Here is an 18,406-nt window from a genome sequence, read left to right as displayed (position 1 = left end):
GGTGAGATCCCGGAGGGCTAAAAGCCCGAGGAAGCTCACCGTTCGCCTATGGAAAGCGAGTCGTTTCCCCCGGCCTGCTTCTCTATTAAAAGCGAAGTGATCCCGCTTCCCATACTTCTTAGAAAAAGAACTCGACCATTTATAAATGGTCGAGTTCCTTTGCAATAAAAGGCTTAAAACATTTATTTCTCTAAGCCTTTTTATTGAGTCTGGATTCAAATTCCTAGAATGGATTGGTTGCCCATTGAAGAGAGGTTTTAATAAAGATTCGCTGGTTAAGTTTGAGCTGAGAGACCATATATTCGGCAATGTCTTCAGGCTGCATGTACTTTTCCTTATCTTGTTCGTCAACTTTATTACCAAAAGCCAACTCTGTAGCAACAAGGCTCGGATTTAAAGTGCTGACACGGATATTGTTTCGTCGTACTTCCTGCATAAGAGCTTCGGTCATCCCTTGCACGGCAAATTTAGAAGCACTGTAAGCTGTAGATCCAGCTGTTCCTTTAAGCCCATTGCTTGAAGATATATTAATGATGTCCCCTTGATTTTTCTCAATTAACTGCGGAAGAACCGCTCTTGTCACATGATAGGTTCCAAAAACATTTACTTCTATTGTCTTCTTCCAATCCTGCGGGTCGATTTCGAGGAACTGACCACGAGAGGAAATGGCTGCATTATTAATGAGAATATCCGCTTTCCCTATATTTTCTTTCAATTTAGAAACTGCCTGGTTAACTTCTTCCTGATTTGAGATATCGACAACGGCATAGCTTGCTTTTACACCAAAAGCTTCTACTTCTTCTACTGTTTTCTTCAGCCTGCTTTCTGTTCGAGCCATTAATCCTAGGTGAACTCCTTCACGGGCGAGTTCAAGGGCTGTTGCTTTTCCAATTCCTCTGCCCGCTCCAGTAATATAAGCAACTTTATCTTTTAATGATTGTCCCATTTTTCTCTTCCTTTCTTAATCAAAGTTATTACATTTAAGTGTAAAGGGAACCGTTCTTGATTCCCAACATTCTGCTTTTCTTTTTAAGGGTGGATAACTGAACTTCTTTCTTTCGCTTCTTTTCCTTATGTGTTATTATATTTCGGTGGACGAAATATTAATTAATTGAACTATTAAGTAATAGAAAGAAGGAGTAATATGGCTGACGATTATAAAGCTTCAAGTACTAACACGAAGATTAATCGAGGTCCTTTAATGTTAGTCTTGATCTCCGGGGCTTTTGCCGCTATTTTAAACCAGACGCTTTTAGCGACGGCACTGCCTCATATCATGAAGGATTTGGATTTGGATGCAAGTACAGCTCAGTGGCTGACATCAATTTTTATGCTGGTGAACGGGATCATGATTCCGATTACCGCTTTTTTAATTGAACGTTTTACCACGAGGTTTTTATTCTTGTCAGCTATGGGATTATTCGGTGCAGGGACGATAATTTGCGCTATAGCTCCTAATTTCGGGGTGCTGATGGTGGGAAGAGTTGTTCAGGCATCAGGTGCTGGAATTATTATGCCTTTAATGCAGACGATATTAATGCTTGTGTATCCTATTGAAAAAAGGGGAGCAGCTATGGGAATGTTTGGTTTAGTCATTTCCTTTGCCCCCGCTATTGGACCCACGCTTTCCGGCTGGCTTGTGGAACAGTTTCCGTGGAGGAGCTTATTCTATGTCATCTTGCCGGTCGTCATTATCGATTTTATAGTGGCATACTTTATTCTTAAAAATGTTACGAAACGAACATTTCCAAAAGTTGATATACTATCGATTTTATTATCCTCGATTGGGTTTGGGGGTCTACTGTATGGATTTAGTACGGCAGGTAGTGCCGGCTGGGGAGATGAGCAGGTGATCATCTCTATGGCAGCTGGCGCGGTAGCTTTGACTATTTTTATACTAAGACAGTTTAAGCTGGCACAGCCGATCTTAGAATTCAGGGTGTTTCAAAACAAAGTCTTCACTTTAACGACCGTCTTAGGAATGGTTGTATTTATTGCTTTAATTGGCGGAGCCACAATCCTGCCGATTTTTATGCAGAACATGTTAGGATTCACTGCCTTTGAGTCTGGATTAATGCTTCTGCCAGGTGCTCTTATCATGGGCTTTATGAATCCTATAACCGGCCGGTTATTTGATAAGTTTGGTGCAAGATGGCTTGCCATCTCAGGACTGGTCATCCTTAGTGTCACCACCTTTATGTTCACTAATCTAACTAGTGAAACTACTTTCTTCTATCTGGCCGTAGTCAATGCTGTTCGTATGCTGGGTGTCGCGATGGTTATGATGCCGGTAACGACTGCAGGATTAAACACATTAACTGAGAAGCGAATTCCCCATGGTACAGCAATGAATAATACAATGCGCCAGGTTTCTGGTGCAGTAGGAACAGCAATGCTGGTAACTGTTATGACCAATAGCGCCAGGCCCACTGAAGGAGTAAGCGGGATGATACACGGTGTGAATGTTTCATTTGTGGTAGCTGGCATTACAGCTGTGGTTGCTTTAATATTAGCCTTTTTTATTAAACCGAAAAGACAAATGGAAGAAACAGCTCGTCCATCGAGAAATAAACAGGCTGCAGCCTCCAGATAAACGGGAAAACACGGACTTAGAAGTCCGTGTTTTATTATGTAGATGATCAGGGGACAATGAGAGAAGCAGCTATCATCTTTTTCTGGTAAACTAACTTTCTTTTCACGGTTGGAATTCGGAATATATGCTAAAATTAAATCAACAATATCGAGATCGAGGGGAGCTTTTGAAATGACCCAAAAAGAAGAGCTTTTACGGAAATTTAATGAAGCCTTTGTGAATAATGATACTGATTTTATCCTTGAAAATGTAACCGATAACATTATTTGGAGAATAGCAGGAGAAACTACAATTGAAGGAAAAAAAGATGTAAAAGAAGCTGTTCAGTCAATGAAAAGCGGACTTCACGAAAAACTTACTCTTTCAACCATTATCACCCATGGATTAAATGCAGCCGTAAACGGAACGATAGATTTAGTAGAAGAAGACGGTAAACGTAAGACTTATGAATTTTGCGATATCTATAAATTTCATAAGTTTAAGGATGGAAAAATTAAAGAGCTTATCTCCTATACAGTGGAGAAAAAGAATGGCGGAGAAAGAACATGATCTCAGTTATTACGGCTGTGGCAAGTCATATAGAGGGGATTAGGAAAGTTTGTATTGAAGGTAATAAAGAAACATATCAGCACATTTATCAACCGGAATATTTAAACCGTGTAATCAAGGAATATTACAATAAAGATAGAATTCTTAAAGAAACAACCGAGTTAAGCAGAGACTGGGGCGGTTATTTTGTCGCTCTGGATGGGGAGGATGTGGTGGGCGCTGCTGGAGGCGGGATGACAGGAAGTATAGATAGTGAGCTTTATGTACTTTATTTAAATCCTAACAGAAGAAATGAAGGGATCGGCACTTTGCTTTTAGAAGCAGTGACCAGGCAGCAGAAGGAATGGGGAGCTGAAACACAATGGGTTTCCGTCCAAAAAGGGAATGACAAAGGTATTCCATTCTATGAAGCAAGAGGGTTTTCATTTGATAAAGAAGAGAAGGGTTTTGGTACAAAGGAAGATGAAGAATATATTTCGCTAAGGTATAAGCGGATGATCTAAAGAAAATAAAGGTAAGGAAGAGAAGAACTCATGATACTTCGTATATTATTTAATCATACAATAGCTGTTATTTTATTTATCAGCGGAATCGTACTCGGAGTAGTTGTGCATATATTATTTGGCCTGTTAACGATTTTAGGCGGGCTTTTGCTCAGCTTTTCTCCCTATATCCAAGATTTAACCCCTCAAGACCCTAAACCTACGCTTTTATTTTATGCTGCCTTTTCTTTCCTTCTTATCTTGTTTGCAGTCACATATGTAATTGTTTCTTCTATGGTATTTTAAGAGGAGGTGGTTGAATGGCTCAGGAGTTGCTTTATGACTATTACGCAGAAAGAATAGGTACGGGTTCACCTGTTCTGTTTTTTCCGGCGGCAGGATTTACCGGAAGTGAAGGATTAAATATTGCCAAATACCTTGAAGACCGCTTCGAAACACACCTCATTGATCTGCCGGGATATGGAAGGAGTGCCGGGATTGATAAACGATGGACGGACAGGCTTCTGGGGGAATGGGTTAGTGAATATATGGATCAGAAGGACCTCGAAAAAGCAGATGTCATCGGACATTCGCTAGGTGGAGCAGTAGCTCTATCTTTCGCTGTTCATTTTCCTGAAAAAGTTAACCGTCTCATTCTTCTCGATCAAGGTCATAAACCATTCCCGCGCATCCCAAAAACTGAGTTTGAGAGCTTTGCCTATGCGTTTCCTATATTAAATTTAGGGGCGAGGATTATTGGCCAGTCATCCTTAAAATTAGCTGCTCCTCTGTTTGCGAATAAGGAAAAGCCGGGTGGCCTGGAGGAGAAATTCTCAGCCTTCTGTAAAAAAACAGGGATCAAAGAAGATCCTTTTATTAGACATGCCTATATGAATCAGGCCGATTTTTCAGTGAGTGCTTTGAACCTGATGTTTTCCTTCTACAATTTGAAGATGAGGCCGCTGATTAAACAGCTGAAGGTGCCAACACTGCTGGCTTACGGTACATTTGAAGGAATCGAGAATGAAGAACAAAAAAGAACCGAATATCATATTCAGCAGCTTAAAGAAGAAAGATTGCCTATAACCTATCGTCCAGTCAGAGGCGGGCATTATGTCCACTGGAGTGACTGGGGTTTACTAACAGATATTAGAAAGTTCTTGGAGGCCCACACAGTTACAAGATCATAACACTTTTAAAAAATAATAAAAAAACCTTTAAATAATAGAGAATTAACGGTAAAATATTATATAGGCAAAAAGGCAAAAGTACTTTTTCCTTTATCGTGTTTACCTGGAATGATATGAAAAGCTAATAGATATTGGTGGAAGTGGACTGGACAATTAGAGCCGGACATAAGCCAAAAAAGGACACCTCATACCTTTTTTGGCTTTTTTTATTGGTAAAAATTAGGAGGATCTTGGAACGATGGATCAAAACATTAAACTTACTTATATTGAGTCTCTACATTTATTATCCAGTATGCAATTAACGAAGAAAAGCATCGCTGCTTATCAACACGCCCAAGAGACCGTTGAGAATGGCTCCCCTGTTGAGGAGGAAATTTGTATAGCTTGTGCGGACCTATGCAGACAGTGTGCGGAAGCCTTACGTAATATGAAAACAGATGGAGTGGAGGAAATGATCTCCATTTGTATCGCACATGCAATTTTGTGTGAGGAGTTATGCAATAAAGCAAATGTGTAGCAGAGTCTCTGTTTAAAAAAATTTTATTAGTGGAATCTACAAGAAGACGTTATGTTTTAAATACGGTTTCTTAAAGGATGATTCTTATGGATAACAAATCTATTCAAGCAGAGATGGCAAGTTTTATTGGGAAGTTATTTAGAGATAATTTTGGGAAGGGACCTTCTTCTGTATATGTGTCTATTCGCCAGCCTTATTTTACAATTTATCTAAGTGATTTCTTAGCACCAATGGAGAGGGTGCTGGTAGGCCAAGAAAACTATTCGAAGGTGGAAGAAACACGAGATCTTTTGATGAGAGAACTGCTGCCTGATATTAAAGCTGCCTTCAGAATCAAAACCGATTTGGAAGTCCAAAATCTATATTATGACTGGTCCCTTCCTAATCGTTCCGGGTTAATTATCGGTAAATTGAAAAGCGATAAATCAGAATTAGATGAAATATCTGCTTCCACTGATGCGCCTCATAAAAAAGAGGTGACTAGAGAAGTTATCCGGGTAAGTGAAATTGCGGAAAAAGTGCCGGAGGTTGTGGACTCCGTTTACTTGAATGATCGGACCTTATTAATCCTGCGGGAAGGCATTCTCGTAAGAATCGAGAAAGAACTGATAAAATCTGGTTATTCTGAAGAGCTTAGACTCACTAAAAGGAAACTGGAGAAAGGCTTGTTTGACCCAGAAAAGTTTGGAGAAATCTTAGGAACCCATATTCAGGATTTATTTGTAGATTGGGATTTTGAAGAGGATAAAAGCTACATTGTTCTCATCATAAAACCAAGATAGTGATTAAAAGCTGAAAAGGCAAGGATCTTTTCAGCTTTTCATTTACTCCGGGAACATAAATAATAATAAAGGATGGGCGAGAGGCTTTGAATTATAAAGTGATTGCCAGTAACGGTAGTAATGTTTCTGTAGAGTTTGCCATAAATAAGAAAGAACTGGTCTTTCCTACGTTTGAAGAAGCTGAGCAATTTGCTCAGCAGGTTCAAGAGACCAGTCAATGGTTTGAAAACTATAATTTCACGGTAATTATGGACGACGATGAAAGCTGATTGAAATGCGAATCAGCTTTTTTATTTTGGCAAAATCGTTTGTGAATTTTTCGTTAAATATATAAAATCAGGTTTAACTTGCATCGGCTAAGGTTATTAATTTTGTTGTGGGTTTAAATAAAGGTGAGAAAAGAATGTTTTTATAAAAAAGAGGAGAGAAGAAAAGTGAAGAGGGAAGAAGTTTTACAGCTTTATAATCAAGAGTTAAGGGTTAATTCACAGTCAAGCGGCTATAGACGGGAACTTACCGACCATGTAGTCCGGCACGTTTCCCTTATGGGTGATGAAGGATATATCCTTTATTCCGATTTAACAGCTGAAAATGCGGCAGAAGTTATCGAAGGAGAAGTACGTTATTTTGAAAAGCTGAACCAGCGGTTTGAATGGAAGGTACATAGTTATGACCGACCAGACAATCTAATGGACTTGTTAATACAGAAAGGTTTTGAACGGGGAGAAGAAGAAGCTTTAATGGTTCTTGAATTGACTGAGGATGAGCCATTAATTCAAAAAAAGCCATCAAATAACCTTATCGAAATAACTACAGAACAAGAAATCGTTGACATCGTCAGCCTTCTTAATGATACGTGGGGGAACTCACACGCCGAACTTGGAAAAAGGCTTTGGAGTGATAAGCGTAACAATCCGGAAAGCCTTCAACTTTACGGTATTTATGAAGAGGAAAAGCTTGTGAGTGCTTCATGGATGTATTTTGAAAAAAACTCCTCTTTTGCCACTCTGTGGGGCGGAGCTACTCGCCCGGAGTATCGAAAGAAAGGTCTCTATACATCAATGCTGGCGAAGAGAGCGCAGAAAGCCAAAGAAGAAGGGCGCCGTTTCCTTACAGTGGATGCGGGAGAAATGAGCCGTCCTATTTTAGAAAATGCCGGTTTTGAATGTATGGCTTATATGTACGGATGTTTATCTCCTAAATAAAAAATGAGCAAAAATCTCAGAGCACATGCCTCTGAGATTTTTTATTTAAAAATTACTGAACCAGACACCAATTCCTGTTCCAATATAGTTCCCAATAATATATCCGAGAGTTCCTACGAGCAATATAGGGACAATCAATTTTGTCCATCCCCGGGCAATCGCCATAGCAGCGGCAGTTGTCGGGCCGCCTATATTAGCATTTGAAGCGAGAATAATTTCTTCTAAACTGAACTTGAATATTTTTCCTAAGACAAAAGAAAAGAGCATATTAAGTGACACTACTATGAAAACAAAGACAAGTAATAGCGGGGCATTTTGAATGATGAGCGGAATAGATGCAGGAACCCCGATAACGACGAAAAAGATGTAAATTAAGTAAGTTCCTATCTCCTGAGAACCGCGGATGTTTTCAAAGTACTTAGGAAACAAGGTGACAGATATCATGGTAAGAGTAGTCAGCATTAAGTAATTATCTCCGAAGATCCCATGCAGAATATTAAGCCAAACAGAAACTCCTTCTCCTGAAGGTATCCATGTATTGAACCATCCAGCTAGCTGAAACGATACGGCCACTAATACAAAAGCGGTACCGGATGCAAGGCCGATATCCTGTAGAGATATTTCCTTTCTCCCCCAGTAGGATGCGGCTTCTGTACCTTCTGACTCCTTCGTTTTTTGAAGTCGTTCATCAATGTAAGGAGTAGAGAACCTGTTCGTGAAAAAATTGATGGCAGGAATAGCGATGAGAACAAAGAAGTAAAGAGCCATCATTAAGTTATCAGCGACTACGGCAGAGGATACGAGTTCCCCCGGTGCCTCAAACTTAGTAGATAAAGCGGCAAAGTTAACTCCTCCTCCAATATAGGACTCTGTCATCATGGCAGCGACTTTGTCCAGTCCAGGTACGAGGTCTTTTAATAAAGTAAAGCCGATAATAGAACCGGCAACAGTTCCGGCTGCACTTAATAAGAACAGAAGCAGCAGCCGCCCGCTTTCATTCCAGATTTTTTTAATATTCGCTTGAAATAAGAGCAGGGGAATGGCCAAAGGCACGACGTAATTCCATACCGTATCATAGGCAGGGGACTCTAAAGGTATAATCCCTACGTTTGAAAGCAGCATCGCACCAACAAGGGCAATAATGGCTCCGGATACTTTAGATGCCCACTTAAAATGCTGCTCTAAATAAATGCTGATGGCTGCCCACCCTGCAAGAAAGGCCCATAGTAACCATATATCTTCTGAATGAATTAAGCTGTTTTCCATTTTACCCCTCCCATTTTGGTATATTATTCTATCTCTTTAGAGCGTATTCGACAATCCTACAAATGAACGGAAAAGGTAATTGGAAAATATTTAAAAAAAGGCAGGGATAATTATATTGATAGAGAATTAATAGTAAGATATAAAATTCAGCTGACTTCATAGGGGAGAGGTACATATGGAACGATTAAACAGCAGCCTCACGGTTAGTGAAAGAGAAGAAATATACAAGCAGGTTATTGAATACTCATTTGATGTAACGATCATTCATTCTGAGCATGATATTTTGTACGCGAATCAGGCGGCAGAGGAGTTTTTTGAAGCAAAAAAAGAATTCCTGATCGGTCAGAATATCTGGTCCATGGTTAAAGAAGGGGATGCCAATTTAGTTTCCGAGCGAATTTCGGAAATAATGTCTAAAGGCCGGGTCCCGGAAAAAATGGAGCTTACCATTCTAAAAGTGGATGGAAGTCCAGTTGATGTTGAGTTAACCTGTATTCCTGTCAGATTTGGCAATCAGCAGGCTATTCAGACAGTATTAAGAGATATTACTGAAAATAAATTAACGGCGAGTGAATTGCTGGAAAGCCGCAAAGAGATTTATGAAATTTCCACTGCTGTAGTCCCTGTTTCTGAGGGGGTTTCCATTATTCCTCTGGGAGGCCGGCTTAGTGATGAGAGGGTGGATCAGCTGCTTGATACAATTCCCTTAAAGCTGAAGGATGAGGATCTCGATTACCTCATCATTGACTTTTCGGGTGTTTATAAATTAGATGAGCTTGTCGTCAGTTTTTTATTTAATATCCATGATATTATTAAGCTTCTTGGCATTCATCCAATTTTTACCGGAATCCGTCCTGAGCTTGCCAGGAAAGCCGTTTTAATAGGTAAAGACCTTTCTGATATGCACACTCTTGGTACGGTAAAGCAGGCTATTCAATGTATTAACCGGTTTAAGAAATAAGGGGGTTTCAAAGGTTTTAGCTGGGCTTTTCATATGGTCATGTTATTGATTCTTATCGTATTCCTCATTATGATGAAGATATCTGATTTATATTGTTGATATGGAGGCCTAACCACAATGAAAATTAAATACTCTCCAGCCAAACTTGGGATTACTGATGATATTGCAATCCATAAAGGAAAATATATTATCGGCTGGATGAACCGGTTTTTTCACGCTCTCCCTGAAAGAAATAAGGAACAAGAGGTCAGTCTAGAAGTAGTCAGTGAGGAAACGAAGGAAACGTATACGATACAGCAGGAAACGGGAAAAAAAATATGGACGGTATTTCGAAAAGACAAACCGATTGGTTCAATTTTAATACAGGAAGGAAAGAAACACAGGCTTCTCGTCACCCTGGAGGAACATTCACCCTTTCTAATAGAAAGTACGTGGAAAAAGACAGGCAGGATTGATAAAGAAGGAACAACAATAATGAAAGGGATTTGGTTCCCGAAGATACACATTGATATGGCTCATGATATGGACTCTGTGCTGCTTGCCAGTCTCGTTCATATTTTTTGGGCTACTCAGCCTTCATAAGGAAGTCCGGGTCCTCAAGAAAGAGACCCGGGCTTTTTTTTAGGAAGGCTGCAGCGATGGTTCAAGCATCGTACCGCTTTCTCTGAAGCGCTGATGCCATGAAAAAGCATTTTCTAAAATGTGTGGTGTTTGACCGCCTCTATTTTCACAAGCCTCTTGAAAGTAATTGTAGAGCTGTTTTCGATACATCGGATGGGCACAGTTCTCAATAATTTTTGATGCGCGTTCTTTTGGTGCTAAGCCTCTTAAATCCGCACAACCTTGTTCTGTTACAATAACATCCACATCATGTTCCGTATGGTCTACATGAGAAACGAAAGGTACGACGCTTGATATATTACCTTCTTTCGCAATCGATTTCGTAACAAAAATAGACAGACGGGAGTTACGAGTAAAGTCACCGGAACCGCCAATTCCATTCATCATATTTGTTCCAAGTACATGTGTCGAATTAATGTTTCCATAGATATCAAATTCCAGTGGAGTATTTATAGAAATCAAGCCAAGCCTTCGAATGATCTCCGGATGGTTGGAAATTTCCTGAGGTCTAAGTACAAGCTTGTCCTTATATTTTTCGATTTCCCCGTAGACTTGATTAATTTTAGACTCTGACAGCGTAATCGAACAGCCTGAAGCAAACCTTACTTTACCGGCATCCATAAGGTCAAATACAGCATCCTGCAGGACTTCGGAATAAACTTCAAGATTGGTAAATTCCGACTCTAATAAACCGTGAAAGACGGCGTTGGCTACTGAGCCGATACCTGACTGCAAAGGGGCGAGATTTTCCGGCAGTCTGCCAATTTCCTTCTCCTCGCGTAAAAAATCGATTAAATGGCTGGCCATTACAGCTGTTTCTTCATCAGGCGGTACAATTGTTGAGGGTGAATCCGGCTGATTCGTAACTACAATTCCTTTAATTTTTTTGGGATTTATCTTTATCCCTTTTGTGCCTATTCGGTCATCTACTTCTGTCAGCGGGATCGGTTGACGTTTTCCTTGCTGTGAAAGTTCATAAATATCGTGCATCCCTTCAAAAGCCAGGGACTGAGCAAGGTTTAATTCAATGATGACAGATTCAGCTTTCTCAGCGAATATGGAAGAATTTCCTACCGAAGTAGAGGAAATAATGTGGCCATCCTCCGTAATTGATACCGCTTCCAATATCGCGTAATCGATAGGACTTAATGTATCCTGCCTGATGGCCTCTGCTGTATGGGAAAGGTGCTGGTCGACAAACAGCATGTCCCCTTGGTTTATTTCCTTTCGCATCGTTTTATCTGCCTGGAAAGGGAGTCTTTTATGAACAATGCCGGCCTCTGCCATTAAACGATCGATATCCGAGCCCAAAGATGCTCCTGTATAAACATTAACTTTAATTTCTTCGTTTTTTGCTCTTTCTACTAATGCTGACGGAACAGCTTTCGCATCACCGGCACGGGTGAAGCCGCTTAATCCTAACGTCATTCCATCTTTAATCCATGAAGATGCTGTTTCCTCTGTAACTACACGGTTTAGAAGCTTATTATTGCGAATTCGCTGATAGATTTGCTGTTTCATAGCTGCCTCCTTAATAGCAATTTTCTTACTATTCTAACGACATAATCGTTAATGGTCACGGCTATATGGATGAAAAGGCTTATATTTAGTACGAACCAGCTAAATGTCAGCATAAAGCAGAATTAGAAGGAGAGAATCTTTCGAAACAGGCTGGCATACGTCTGGCTGACTGGAATTTTGGATCCATCCTTCATAATCAATAGAAAAGTAGAATGAGAATCCGGCTGGATCTCCTCAATATAGTTTACATTCACAATATAAGATCGATGACAGCGGAGAAAACCGTCGTCTGGTAAATACAATTCTAACTCGCTTAAGCTATACTTATGTGTTCCCATTCCCCGTTCTGACTGTACCCATGTTTTTCGATTGCGTGCTTCCAAATACATGATTTCTCTATATGGGACGGGAAGCCAGTGATTTTCCATTAGAAGTGTTAAGAAGGTTGACAAAAAACGCTGCTGCTTTGATGGAAGGATAGCTGTCACACAACCTATGTGTCCGTCTGCATCAATGGTAGGCACGCTTGTTCCAAAATAAGGGGTTCCAAATACCTGAGCGTTCATATGTTTGGATGTTTTCTTTTTTCCTGTTAACGCTTCAAAGGTAACGGTATTTTCATTAATTTTGTCGCCGGGTTTAATTTTTAAATCGACTTGCCTGCTTGGTTTGTAGTAAATAAATTGTCTTTCATCAGAGACGGCAATCGAAGCTTCTTTTGGAAAAAGTTCTTTAAAAGATTCAATCATTGCTGAAACGGAGATGTTATTCATTAGATATCCTCCTCGGGGGATATTTCTATCATATATGATCGTTTATAACTTTTGTGAAAAATATAAGCAGCCAATCTTCCAGATGTGGTCATTCTGCTTATTTTTTAAAAGTACAGGAAAAATAAGGAGGATTCAAGCTTTAGGAACACGACATATAGGAACTTAAAAGGTGAAATTACCGTTAGAGTTAGTAAGAATTTTAGAGGCAACCAGGTGCCTTCATAATGTCCCTATTGTTGATTTAAGGTATTTATGTTCTAATTAGGACTAATAGTAAAATAAGACATTCACTAGGGGAGCCGTGAACGGCTGAGAGAAGCTTTTTTAGCTTTGACCCTCATAACCTGATCTAGATTATACTAGCGTAGGGAAGTGAAGCGGGATATTGCTTCAGTGATTTCAATACTGACAGAAAAAACTCGCTCCTTCTCTAAAAGGAGCGAGTTTTTTGTTATGGAAAGGAGTCAAAATTTAGATGGAGAATAAGTTATCCCAGCTTCTTAAAGAAGTAGAAGAAAGAGAAGACGAAGTAACTGAGTTATTGTCAAAATTAGTAGCTTATCCAACAGTGAGTCCGCCTGCTCGTAATTGTGAAGACATTCAAAAATTTATTGCTGATCAGCTGAAAGCATTAAATTTTTCGATTGATTCCTGGGATTTGTATCCTGGTGATCCTGTTGTAGTAGGAACAAAAGAGGGCACATTAGAGAATCAAGCAAAGAGCCTTATTATTAATGGGCATGTGGACGTGGCAGCAATTGATGAGAATGAGCAATGGGTGAGCGATCCATTCAAATGTATGGTGACAGAAAATAAGATAATCGGCAGAGGAACTGCCGATATGAAAGGTGGTTTAGCGGGGGCGCTTTTTGCACTGAGGATCCTTGATGAAGCAGGAATTGAACCAGAAGGAAATATATATTTTGAGTCAGTAGTAGGCGAAGAGGTTGGTGAAGCTGGCACGAAGTCCTGCTGTGAAAGAGGATATAGTGCAGATTTGGCATTAGTAGTGGATACGAGCAATTGCACGATACAAGGTCAGGGAGGTGTTATTACAGGCTGGATAACAATACAAAGTTCTGAAACCTTTCATGATGCCAGCAGGCGGTCCTTTGTTCACGCCGGAGGAGGTGTTCATGGGGCCAGTGCTATAGAAAAAATGATGATAATGGTAAATGCTTTACAAGAGCTCGAGCGTTACTGGGCCGTAACAAAGTCAAGCCCTGGCTTTCCTCCAGGCTCAAATACTATTAATCCTGCAGTCATTGAAGGAGGAAGGCATCCCGCCTTCATTGCAGATAGCTGCTCCCTTTGGGTTACTGTGCATTATTATCCTGAAGAACACTATGAAGAGGTGATAACAGAGGTGGAAGAACATCTTCAGCGTGCAGCACAGGCTGACCCATGGTTAAAGCTGCACCCGCCTCAATTTTCATGGGGTGGTACATCTATGATTGAAGATAGAGGAGAAATTTTTCCAGCCTTTTCAGTGGATGCAAATTATAAGGGAGTACAAATGCTTTCAAATGCACACAAGCTCATCCACCAGACTGATGCAGAGTATTTAATGTCTCTTACCGTCACCGACGGTGGCTGGCTGGCAGAAGCTGGTATTCCTACTGTTTTATATGGACCCGGAACTCTTGACCAGGCACATGCTGTCAATGAATCACTGAAAAGAGAGGAACTTTTGCAGTTTACAAAAACTATGGTCGTTTTTTTCTATGAGTGGTTTAACAATTCAGCAAGGAAGGAGTAAGTCTAATGTTTACAGATCGACTTTATGATAGCAGTAAAGCTATTTGGGACAAATACTTGGAACACCCATTTGTAAAGGGAATTGGAGATGGCAGTTTAGAAATTGACAAATTCAAGTTTTTTATGGAACAGGATTATTTATATTTGATCGACTATTGCCGGGTATTTGCCTTAGGAAGTGTAAAAGCAGTAACTTTAGAAACGATGACTCTGTTTGCTGATTTATTGCACTCCACTTTAAACGAGGAAATGGCACTCCATTTAAAATATGCGGAAAAGATTGGTATAAGCAGAGAAGAATTAGAAAGTACAGCACCTTCATCAACATTGCTGGCTTATACGAGCTACATGCTTAATAAGGCTCATCAGGGTTCAGAAGCTGAGGTCGTAGCATGTGTGCTGGCCTGTACGTGGAGCTACAATGAAATCGGCTTAGCTTTAAATCGAGTAGAGGGAGCAAGTAATCATGAATTCTACGGAGATTGGGTTCAGATGTATGCTTCAGATGAATTTACAGAGCTTGCTAAAAAAATGAAACAGCTTATGAATGAGCTAGCTGATGATAAGCCGGAACGAGAGAAGGCTCATCTAGTAGAAATTTTTGTCCATACAAGCAAATTGGAGTATTTATTTTGGGAAATGGCTTATCAGAAAAAAATGTGGGTACAGGAAGAATCCGACTTATTAAATGAATAAAGAGATGAAAAGAATGTAAACTGAGCCTCCAATCTTAATGTGTTAATAGTGAACATTACTAGTTAATTTTTAATTATTGTTCGTAAATTATGATGATACTATTGAAAACATTAGTTGATTAACGTTAAAATAGCTGTAATTCTAAACATTCGGAGGTTTTACTATGTATGGATCACCAAATCAAAGCTATTCAAAAAAAATGATGCTCCTTGGATCAGGCGAGTTAGGGAAAGAAGTGATAATAGAGGCTCAGAGGCTAGGGATAGAAACTATTGCAGTCGATCGATATGAAGGCGCACCCGCTATGCAGACGGCTCATCGTTTCCACGTTATTGATATGCTTGACGGCAGGCAATTACGAGAAGTAATTGAACAAGAGAAACCAGATTTGATTGTTCCGGAAATAGAGGCAATTGCGACAGATATTCTTCTTCAACTGGAGGAGGAAGGATATAATGTTGTCCCAACAGCCTATGCTACCCAGTTGACGATGGATCGTGAAGGTATTCGCCGCCTCGCAAGCGAAGAGCTCAAAATACCGACTGCTCAGTATGAGTTTGCCAACTCCTTGGAAGAGTTGAAAGATGCGGTAGCTAAAATTGGGACTCCATGTGTAATCAAACCAATTATGAGTTCTTCAGGTAAGGGACAGAGCCTTTGCCGAACAGAAGAAGATATCGAGAAGTCCTGGGAAGAAGCCATTAACAGCGGGCGGGGGAAAAGTACGCGAGTTATTGTGGAAGAATTTGTCCATTTCGATTCTGAAATTACATTGTTAACCGTCCGGTCTGCTTCAGGAACGTTTTACTGTAAGCCTATAGGCCACCTTCAGCAAGACGGTGATTACATATTATCCTGGCAGCCGCATGAGATGAGTACAGAACAGATAAGACAGGCAGAGGCAATTGCAAAAAAAGTGACGGATAGGATTGGCGGTTATGGGGTTTTTGGAGTAGAGCTATTCATTACCTCAGAAGAAGTATATTTTAGTGAAGTGTCTCCTCGCCCCCATGACACAGGTATGGTAACACTAGTCACACAGGAACTATCAGAATTTGCTCTTCATGTTCGGGCCATATTAGGATTTCCGTTAGAAGAAATTCAGCTTATCGCACCTGGAGCCAGTCACGCTGTGAAGTCAACTATTGAAACCAATCATTATCAAATATCGGGTGTAGAAGAAGCGTTAACTGTACCAAATACCCAGGTCCGACTTTTTGGAAAGCCTTCCGCAAATGTCGGCCGTCGTATGGCTGTAGCGCTAAGCAAAGGAGAAACTGTAGAGAGTGCCTGTGAACGCGTGAAGGCGGCAGCTTCCCAAATTAATGTAGTGGAAGGAGAATAAGAATTTTCTTTATATTTGAGGAACGGGTAAATCATTTTTCATGAAACCTGACGATTAGGGTAAACTAATTTTACTCAAAATTCTCAGGAGGAAAGAAATATGCAGCTAAACGAAGAAGACTATAAGAATCAAAGTAAAATTAATGAAAAAATGACGTCATCCAGCCATAGCAAAACATCTCAGGTGAAAAAACAGGAAGAAAAAACTCAGTCAGAAAAAATGAGATACGACCATGCCGATGACATTTATAAGTAATAAAATCCGGTACTCTGTGCCGGGTTTTATTCTTTTGAAAGAGCTTTTCTGTCGAAATAACATTTCTAGCTTACTGATTTGGAAGCAGTTGGGCACACTGGTTCCGTTTACCTTAATAGAAAACCGGGCCTGGGGAAAGACTCGCTTTCCATGGGCTCACCCTGTTCTATCCTCCCATAGAAGTCTCGCCGTTTCCTCTGGCCCTTTATGTTTATTGAAGTAAAGAAACAATGGAATAGTGAGGATAAATTCGATAGAAAGTTGAAGGGAATTCCTTTGTTCCGTTTTTCTTGATAAAGAGAATCGGGCCTGGGGAAACAACTCGCTTTCCATGGGCGAACGGTGAGCTTCCTCGGGCTTTTAGCCCTCCGGGATCTCACCTTGTTCTACCCTCCCATAGGAGTCTCGCCGTTTCCCCCGGCCCTTTATGTTTTTTGGAGTAACGGAAATATTTAAGAAAATAGGATCGTTCCCATTAGAGAGCTTACTGAGATTACAGCGTTCCGTTTTCCCCATTTAATTTAAAGAGGCTGGGAAATGGCGAGACTCCTGCAGGGAGATAGAGCCATGGTGAGATCCGCGAGTGGAACGAGCTAGCTCACCGGCTCCCCGCTAAAAAGCAAGTTATCTCCCTTCCTCTTTACACTATTAAAGTAAATGAAACAAATCTTACAGTTATTGTTTAATCATTTGGTAAAGCATTCTAAGGTCTTCCTTAGTCAAAATTTTCGGCACAGGGTAAAGAGGATTTGCCTCATGAAAAGCTCGACTTGCCATTAACGGGATATCCCTCTCCTCGATCTCAGGTATCTTCTTCGGTATGTTCATATCCTCATTCATTTTTTCAATAGCATCGATAAATTTCACCGCTTTTTGGTCAACAGTTTCTTCTGGCTCACTAAGGCCTGCTGCCTCCGCCAGGTCAGCAAGAGGGTTATACACTGCTTCTCCATAATATCGCAAGACATATGGGAGTATAATTGCATTAGCCAGACCATGTGGAATTGAATAAAAACCTCCCAGCGTATGCGCGATAGCATGTACATAACCAACATAAGCTCTAGTAAAAGCCATTCCAGCTAAATGAGAGGCTTTGTGCATATTTTCTCGAGCCGCTACGTTTTCTCCATTAGAGTATGCTTTTAATAGGTTTTCGAAAATGAGCTTGACCGCTTCTCTGCTGAAGTCTTCTGTTTCTTGAGTATTACTCCTGCCAATATAAGCCTCAACAGCGTGGGTGAGAGCGTCCATGCCTGTAGAAGCTGTAAATGAAGGAGGCAGCTTAATGATAAGCAGGGGATCTAAGACAGCATAGTCGGGAACAAGGACGGGGTCATTAATTGCATACTTTTCATGTGTTTCACTATTTGTGATCACAGCGGCAAGAGTAGCCTCACTCCCTGTTCCTGAAGTAGTAGGAACGGCTGCGAGAAAAGGTATATCTTTTCTTATTTTAAGTTCGCCTTTCATTTGAGGAATGCTTTTCTCCGGACGAGCGATGCGGGCCCCGGCAGCCTTTGCACAATCGATAGAAGAACCGCCTCCAAAAGCTATTATGCCCTGACAGTAGTGCGCGTTGTAAACCATCATGGCTTCTTCAATATTTTCAATTGTTGGATTTGCTACCGTTTGATCATAAATAGCACAATCTATTGATTGATTTTCTAACTCCTTTATCAACTCATCCATTAACCCTAAGTTCTTAATTCCCTGATCTGTTACGATCAGTATGTTTTCTATCCCTTTTTCTTTAATAACTTTCGGAAGCTCTCTTAAGCTGTTATGGCCTTCTAACAGGGCCGGTTTTCGAAGGGGAGACAACTGGGAAACCATTTTTAAAGTGAACTGATATGTTCGACAATAGAACTTATACATATTTTTCCCTGCCTTTT

The 18,406-nt window shown here is 40.4% G+C and carries 20 protein-coding genes and 1 riboswitch; of the genes, 15 read left to right on the top strand and 5 right to left on the bottom strand.

Annotation, left to right across the window (positions count from 1 at the left end):
- Positions 1–223: 223 nt before the first annotated feature.
- Positions 224–946, bottom strand: a complete 723-nt coding sequence (locus tag B7E06_RS13645) for a 3-ketoacyl-ACP reductase (RefSeq protein ID WP_082234520.1) — start codon at positions 944–946, stop codon at positions 224–226.
- Between the two features lie 198 nt (positions 947–1,144).
- On the opposite strand from B7E06_RS13645, the gene B7E06_RS13640 reads away from it, so the two are divergent.
- The 9 genes from B7E06_RS13640 (at position 1,145) to B7E06_RS13600 (ending at position 7,318) form a co-directional block, all read left to right on the top strand.
- Positions 1,145–2,593: an MDR family MFS transporter gene (locus tag B7E06_RS13640; protein ID WP_082234519.1), complete on the top strand. Its 1,449-nt coding sequence runs from the start codon at positions 1,145–1,147 to the stop codon at positions 2,591–2,593.
- Between the two features lie 171 nt (positions 2,594–2,764).
- Positions 2,765–3,142 carry a nuclear transport factor 2 family protein gene (locus B7E06_RS13635; RefSeq protein ID WP_082234518.1) on the top strand — a complete coding sequence of 126 codons (378 nt, stop codon included), beginning with the start codon at positions 2,765–2,767 and terminating at the stop codon, positions 3,140–3,142.
- The gene (locus tag B7E06_RS13630) at positions 3,139–3,645 is read left to right on the top strand and encodes a GNAT family N-acetyltransferase (RefSeq protein WP_082234517.1); all 507 of its coding nucleotides are present in this window, start codon (positions 3,139–3,141) and stop codon (positions 3,643–3,645) included. The genes B7E06_RS13635 and B7E06_RS13630 overlap by 4 nt, the downstream gene beginning before the upstream one ends.
- 30 nt (positions 3,646–3,675) lie before the next feature.
- Positions 3,676–3,930, top strand: a complete 255-nt coding sequence (locus B7E06_RS13625; protein WP_082234516.1) for a hypothetical protein — start codon at positions 3,676–3,678, stop codon at positions 3,928–3,930.
- A 14-nt stretch (positions 3,931–3,944) separates the two neighbouring features.
- Positions 3,945–4,814 carry an alpha/beta fold hydrolase gene (locus B7E06_RS13620; protein WP_082234515.1) on the top strand — a complete coding sequence of 290 codons (870 nt, stop codon included), beginning with the start codon at positions 3,945–3,947 and terminating at the stop codon, positions 4,812–4,814.
- Between the two features lie 238 nt (positions 4,815–5,052).
- Positions 5,053–5,331, top strand: a complete 279-nt coding sequence (locus B7E06_RS13615; RefSeq protein WP_082234514.1) for a hypothetical protein — start codon at positions 5,053–5,055, stop codon at positions 5,329–5,331.
- 86 nt (positions 5,332–5,417) lie between these two features.
- Complete coding sequence (locus B7E06_RS13610) at positions 5,418–6,113, top strand: Na-translocating system protein MpsC family protein (protein ID WP_082234513.1); 696 nt, start codon at positions 5,418–5,420, stop codon at positions 6,111–6,113.
- 86 nt (positions 6,114–6,199) lie between these two features.
- Positions 6,200–6,382 carry a hypothetical protein gene (locus B7E06_RS13605; protein ID WP_082234512.1) on the top strand — a complete coding sequence of 61 codons (183 nt, stop codon included), beginning with the start codon at positions 6,200–6,202 and terminating at the stop codon, positions 6,380–6,382.
- Between the two features lie 165 nt (positions 6,383–6,547).
- Positions 6,548–7,318 (top strand): GNAT family N-acetyltransferase, encoded by a 771-nt coding sequence (locus B7E06_RS13600; RefSeq protein WP_082234511.1) that lies wholly within the window; start codon positions 6,548–6,550, stop codon positions 7,316–7,318.
- A gap of 45 nt (positions 7,319–7,363) precedes the next feature.
- Here the strand turns inward: B7E06_RS13600 and B7E06_RS13595 are convergent, their stop codons facing one another.
- Complete coding sequence (locus B7E06_RS13595; protein WP_082234510.1) at positions 7,364–8,584, bottom strand: DUF819 family protein; 1,221 nt, start codon at positions 8,582–8,584, stop codon at positions 7,364–7,366.
- A gap of 175 nt (positions 8,585–8,759) precedes the next feature.
- Between B7E06_RS13595 and B7E06_RS13590 the strand changes: the two genes are divergently transcribed.
- Together B7E06_RS13590 and B7E06_RS13585 are read left to right on the top strand one after the other, a co-directional pair.
- Complete coding sequence (locus B7E06_RS13590) at positions 8,760–9,545, top strand: PAS domain S-box protein (RefSeq protein ID WP_082234509.1); 786 nt, start codon at positions 8,760–8,762, stop codon at positions 9,543–9,545.
- A gap of 117 nt (positions 9,546–9,662) precedes the next feature.
- Positions 9,663–10,127 (top strand): hypothetical protein, encoded by a 465-nt coding sequence (locus tag B7E06_RS13585; RefSeq protein ID WP_082234508.1) that lies wholly within the window; start codon positions 9,663–9,665, stop codon positions 10,125–10,127.
- 39 nt (positions 10,128–10,166) lie between these two features.
- Here B7E06_RS13585 and scpC read toward each other — a convergent pair whose 3' ends face one another.
- Both scpC and B7E06_RS13575 read right to left on the bottom strand, forming a co-directional pair.
- Positions 10,167–11,687: a succinyl-CoA:acetate CoA-transferase ScpC gene (gene scpC, locus B7E06_RS13580; RefSeq protein WP_082234507.1), complete on the bottom strand. Its 1,521-nt coding sequence runs from the start codon at positions 11,685–11,687 to the stop codon at positions 10,167–10,169.
- A gap of 122 nt (positions 11,688–11,809) precedes the next feature.
- A complete protein-coding gene (locus B7E06_RS13575; RefSeq protein WP_082234506.1) occupies positions 11,810–12,460 on the bottom strand; it encodes a LytTR family DNA-binding domain-containing protein in 651 nt (216 codons plus the stop codon).
- A gap of 282 nt (positions 12,461–12,742) precedes the next feature.
- Positions 12,743–12,848, top strand: a riboswitch (TPP riboswitch).
- A gap of 87 nt (positions 12,849–12,935) precedes the next feature.
- On the opposite strand from B7E06_RS13575, the gene B7E06_RS13570 reads away from it, so the two are divergent.
- From B7E06_RS13570 to B7E06_RS21890, 4 genes are all read left to right on the top strand, one after another.
- Positions 12,936–14,219 carry an acetylornithine deacetylase gene (locus B7E06_RS13570; protein WP_082234505.1) on the top strand — a complete coding sequence of 428 codons (1,284 nt, stop codon included), beginning with the start codon at positions 12,936–12,938 and terminating at the stop codon, positions 14,217–14,219.
- Between the two features lie 5 nt (positions 14,220–14,224).
- The gene (gene tenA, locus B7E06_RS13565; RefSeq protein ID WP_082234504.1) at positions 14,225–14,914 is read left to right on the top strand and encodes a thiaminase II; all 690 of its coding nucleotides are present in this window, start codon (positions 14,225–14,227) and stop codon (positions 14,912–14,914) included.
- A 163-nt stretch (positions 14,915–15,077) separates the two neighbouring features.
- On the top strand, positions 15,078–16,259 hold the full coding sequence (gene purT / locus B7E06_RS13560; RefSeq protein ID WP_082234503.1) for a formate-dependent phosphoribosylglycinamide formyltransferase: 1,182 nt from the start codon (positions 15,078–15,080) through the stop codon (positions 16,257–16,259).
- 99 nt (positions 16,260–16,358) lie between these two features.
- Positions 16,359–16,514, top strand: a complete 156-nt coding sequence (locus B7E06_RS21890; protein WP_179134053.1) for a hypothetical protein — start codon at positions 16,359–16,361, stop codon at positions 16,512–16,514.
- A 675-nt stretch (positions 16,515–17,189) separates the two neighbouring features.
- Here the strand turns inward: B7E06_RS21890 and B7E06_RS13555 are convergent.
- Complete coding sequence (locus B7E06_RS13555; RefSeq protein WP_082234502.1) at positions 17,190–18,389, bottom strand: iron-containing alcohol dehydrogenase; 1,200 nt, start codon at positions 18,387–18,389, stop codon at positions 17,190–17,192.
- Between the last annotated feature and the right edge of the window lie 17 nt (positions 18,390–18,406).

Source organism: Halobacillus massiliensis, from assembly GCF_900166625.1.
GTDB classification, from domain to species: Bacteria; Bacillota; Bacilli; order Bacillales; family Halobacillaceae; genus Halobacillus_A; species Halobacillus_A massiliensis.
The sequence above is the reverse complement of the archived record's forward strand: the minus strand, read 5'-3'. Positions and strand labels throughout refer to the sequence as shown.